This window comes from Oleiphilus sp. HI0132 (assembly GCF_001635845.1).
This window is the reverse complement of the sequence record NZ_LWGJ01001272.1, coordinates 1-4,322: the sequence shown is the minus strand read 5'-3', so window position 1 is coordinate 4,322 and position 4,322 is coordinate 1. Positions and strand designations below refer to the sequence as shown.

The 4,322-nt window shown below is 43.2% G+C and carries 3 protein-coding genes; 1 reads left to right on the top strand and 2 read right to left on the bottom strand.

Features of this window, described 5'->3' with window-relative positions; genetic code table 11:
• A partial coding sequence (locus A3766_RS19235) for a diguanylate cyclase domain-containing protein (protein WP_068642803.1) occupies nt 1-2,059 on the bottom strand: 2,059 nt, incomplete at its 3' end.
• Between the two features lie 205 nt (nt 2,060-2,264).
• Nucleotides 2,265-3,101: a carboxylating nicotinate-nucleotide diphosphorylase gene (gene nadC / locus A3766_RS19230; protein ID WP_068509607.1), complete on the bottom strand. Its 837-nt coding sequence runs from the start codon at nt 3,099-3,101 to the stop codon at nt 2,265-2,267.
• Nucleotides 3,102-3,416: 315 nt separating this feature from the next.
• Between nadC and A3766_RS19225 the strand changes: the two genes are divergently transcribed.
• The coding region (locus A3766_RS19225) for a DUF1631 family protein (protein WP_156508988.1) at nt 3,417-4,322 on the top strand (906 nt) is incomplete at its 3' end.

Sequence of the window (4,322 nt, the reverse complement as noted above, 5' to 3'; positions counted from 1 at the left end):
GATGCCAGCGTAGCAAGGCTTCAAGCGCGAGAATTTCACCCGTTTCAATGTCGATGATAGGTTGGTAGTAAAGCTTGAATTGGCTGGCGCTGATAGCGTTTCTTAGCTCATGCTCAATAATTAGTTGGCGCTGCATTTCACTGTTCATTTCTGGACTATAGAACTGAATATTGTTTCGTCCGGCTTTTTTCGCTCGATACATGGCCATATCTGCATTTTTTAGAAGGTCGGGATATTGCGTGCCATCGTTAGGGCAGACGGTAATGCCGATGCTGGAAGTAACGATAAGCTCATTCCCGCCAATATTTACGGGCTTGGTAATGTTATCGAGAATATTTCTGGCAACTGTTTTAGCGCCTTCTCTTCCCGATACATTTGCTAGCAGAATAGCAAATTCGTCTCCGCCAAGGCGGGCAATCGTGTCTTCCTTTCGAACGCTTTGTTTGAGTCTGCTGGCTAAGGTGACAAGAAATTGATCGCCGATATCGTGTCCGAGCGTGTCATTGATTCGTTTGAAGTGATCGATATCTAGGCCGATTAGCGCAATCTCGGATTTGTGTCGAATTGCTGATTGAATCGCTTGGGCGCAGCGGTCTTCGAATAGGCGTCTGTTAGCCGTATCGGTAAGTGCATCGTAGTGAGCGAGGTAGTGAAGTTGATTTTGAGTTTTTCTGATGTCGGAAATGTTTTGGCCAATCAAAAGAAGCTGCGTCTGCTGGGATTCACCGTCATGATTGCTAAGGTGGTTCATGTTCCAGAGCATGGTGTGCGAAAGCGAGTCGCCACTGATAATCTCGCATTCCATATTTTCTTTACTAAGGCCGCTTTCGAGTACCTTGGTAAATTTCCATGCTGTCTCGTCCTGAATATTTTCTGGAACAAACATATCGATGAAATTATTGCCTAGCACTTGTTCTTTAGTATAAGAAAACTGAACTTCGGCTGCTGCATTCCATTGTTTAATTTTGAACTTCTTATCAAGTACGATGATCGGGATGCCGGCAGTTTCGAATAGTGCTCTGAAACGAGACGAGGTGTTTTGTAGACTCTTTTCTGCCTGCTTTCTGATGTAAACCTCATCGCGAAGTTCTTGGTTGGCGCTAAGTAAATCTTGTGTGCGTTGTTGAACAATATCTTCGAGCCTCGCTTCGATTTTTATTTGATCTGAACGGAGGGTGTTGAAGTAAAGGGTAGTTAGAATAACGATCAAGCTAGCAAGAGGTAGAGAATATTCTGGTATTGATAATTGCTGTGTCAGTGTCCCGGCGTTAAGGAGGTGCAGGGTGATAATCCCAGATACGAAAATAGCAATAGTGCAAGCGAGCTGGTTAAATCTGGTTGAAGCCCACATTAAGATTGGAATGATTAGAAGTATAAAGTGAGGCTTTTCCTTGGTGGTAAAATAAATGCTGAGGATCGAGATTGAAAGCCAAACAAACCACTCTAAAGGATGTGTGTTTTGCTTGATACGTTGTGCATGGTTTTGTGCCGCGAACACGATGCTTGGAATGGTGGTCAGACTAATAACATTGGAAATCCATAAGTAGGCTATTACCCTTAGGTCTAGTGTGCTGTCGCCGTCATTGGTGAGCAAGCTGACACCGAGCAATGTGCTGATTAAGGCGCTAATTATTACGCTGTGGGAAATATAAAGGATCAGGTTTTTACTGTTTGATAAAGGATTACCCTTGGTAATAGAGAGCTGGAATGACTTCCGGAGCACATAACTTTGCATGCAAAGGCTTAACGAAAACAGTACTGCAGTACTAAGTTCTATATCACCGTCAAACCATGCGTTAGATGCTTGTGATAAAGCGACTGGGGCTAGGAATATTGCGGGTAGACTGACTAGGCCGAAGCAATAAGTAAGAGAGAGTGATAAACCGTAGGCTATGCTGACGTAGGGCATGGCATTCTGAAGTGTCGATCCGTCATTGATAAATAATTGGTCAAAACCTAAAGCAATAAACAACAGGGTGAGACTTATGAAAAATGCGGGTATGCCGTGAATGCGAGCGCTAGAGATTTCTGGCTTAAAACTTAGATTATTTGCATTCATTGAAAGTAAAGCCAGCTTAGCTCGAAGGTGAAATTATATAATGGGCCGCATGGTAAATATGGTGGATTGTCTTCTTGTTTTATGACGAATTTAGCTGTCTGAAGACATCACCATAATGATGAATCTATTCTATCTGTAATAGCCAAATGATTGTCTAACTGAAGTGTTTCGGTATGTAAATTTATGTAAGCTGGCGTTTTTCTGTTTAGATATCAATCCGCATTGAAAGGTCGATAGATTTGCAGTCTTTTGTCAGTGCGCCGATTGAAATAAAGTCTACTCCCGTTTCAGCAATTGGGACCAGCGTTTCATTGGTTATGCCGCCAGAAGCTTCAAGCTTGGCTTGGCCTTTATTTAGTTTTACGGCCTCGTTTAAAGTGCTGATAGGGAAATTGTCGAGCATGACGATATCAGCCTGAGCTTGTAAGGCTAGTTGCAACTCTTGTATAGATTCAACTTCAACTTCGATGGGCTTTCCGGGAGCTAGTTGCTGAGCTTTGTTAACTGCCTGTCCAATGCCGCCGCAGGCCATAATGTGATTTTCCTTGATTAGGAAGGCGTCATAAAGGCCAATGCGATGGTTGTGGCAGTCTCCGCAGGTAACGGCATGCTTTTGTGCTAGGCGCAGTCCAGGTAGGGTCTTACGAGTATCCAGAAGCTTTACTTGAGTGTGTGCAACCAGGTTTGCGTAGTGTTTAGCTGTCGTTGCAGTGCCAGAAAGTGTTTGCAGAAAATTAAGTGCGGCACGTTCTCCGGTTAGAATGGATCGGGCAGAGCCACTAACAGTAAAGAGAGTTTCGTTTTGTGAAGCGTTGTCTCTGTCATTGACGAACCACTTAATTTCAAGGGTTGGATCAATTGCATGAAAGACGGCGTCAACCCACTTTGTACCGCAAATAATCGCACTTTCACGGGTAATTACTTTCGCGCAAGCCTGTTTGTCGGCATCAATTAGCTGAGCAGTTATATCACCGGAGCCGACATCTTCCGAAATTGCAGCGTTAACGTTATTTTCGATGGCTTTTGAAAGTAATTCGTTCATATTTTGGCTCAAGCTGTTCAGGCTGGGTCTGGTGAATACAAAGGATGCTTAAAATTAAAAAAAGTCGAAAGTATTGCTTACTTTTATTTAGCGGCGCCATTATATAGATTATTTCGGATAATGCTAAGTGGCTTAGCTTGTTCTCGTTCACTATATTGTTAGACGAGTAGTTGTTGTGCTGGGTTTAATAATTCACATTTTTTGTGAACTGGTTCAAGCGGAAACAAAATGTGACAGTAGTCATAATATTGACTCGCTATAATGCAAATAAATGTTAAATAATTGACTCTTAGCAAGTGGGCAGTTGGGGTAATTATGGCAGAGCCAAAGATAGTAGGGATTCACGGCGGCAAAACTATTTCAGGAGTATCCGCTAAACCACTACCGAAGTTAGTCATTGTCGTTAGAGATAATTTTAGACTTAAAGTGCAGGATTTATTACGTCATTTGTTTGATGGTGCGGATGATGCGCTGTTTGAAATGGCCGACAAAGCGGGCACTAATGGTGACCAAGCGTTGTATTTCGATGCGATGAGAGAGCTTCGTTTACAGAAGCGCCATATCGCAAATGCCGTTGTAAAGCAGTTGTTGACTAATTTCAATTCGCTTACCAGTGGTCCACAGGTGAACGGCCCGTCTGGTGACTCGATAGATTCATTGGATCTTATTGATAAGGATGAACTTGAGGTTAATGTCGCAGTCGATGCGATGGTGTCGAGGCTTAATCAAGGTATTGGCACGGTGCTCGAGGAGCTTAGTGCTCGGGTTTCCTTTATACTTGATGAGAGTGAAGTATTTTCTAAAGACTTTCCCGCGTCCCCGCATAAGCTATGTGATGCCTTTGCAAAAGCATGTGACTGTCTCGATTTTGGCATCCGAGCAAAGCTTATCGTGCTTAAACTATTTGAACGCTATGTACTGTCGAAAATGGCGGCAGTATATAAAGATTGCAATCAGCAGTTAAGGCAGTCAGGTGTACTTCCCGCATTAACGATCGGTATTGGCAAAACAGCGCGTACAAATAGCAGCAAGGCTGTTGAAATGCTCAATAATGTGTCAAAGACGGATACGATTAAATCAAATGGTCAGCTCGAGAATGCTACGCCTGATATCAATGGCTTTGATTCTTCAAGTGTTCCAACGCTCGGTGAAAATCAGTACCTTTCTCAGGGTATAGCTTTCGGTGAGTTGCGCTCTCTTCTTCATTCAGGTCAGCCCGCA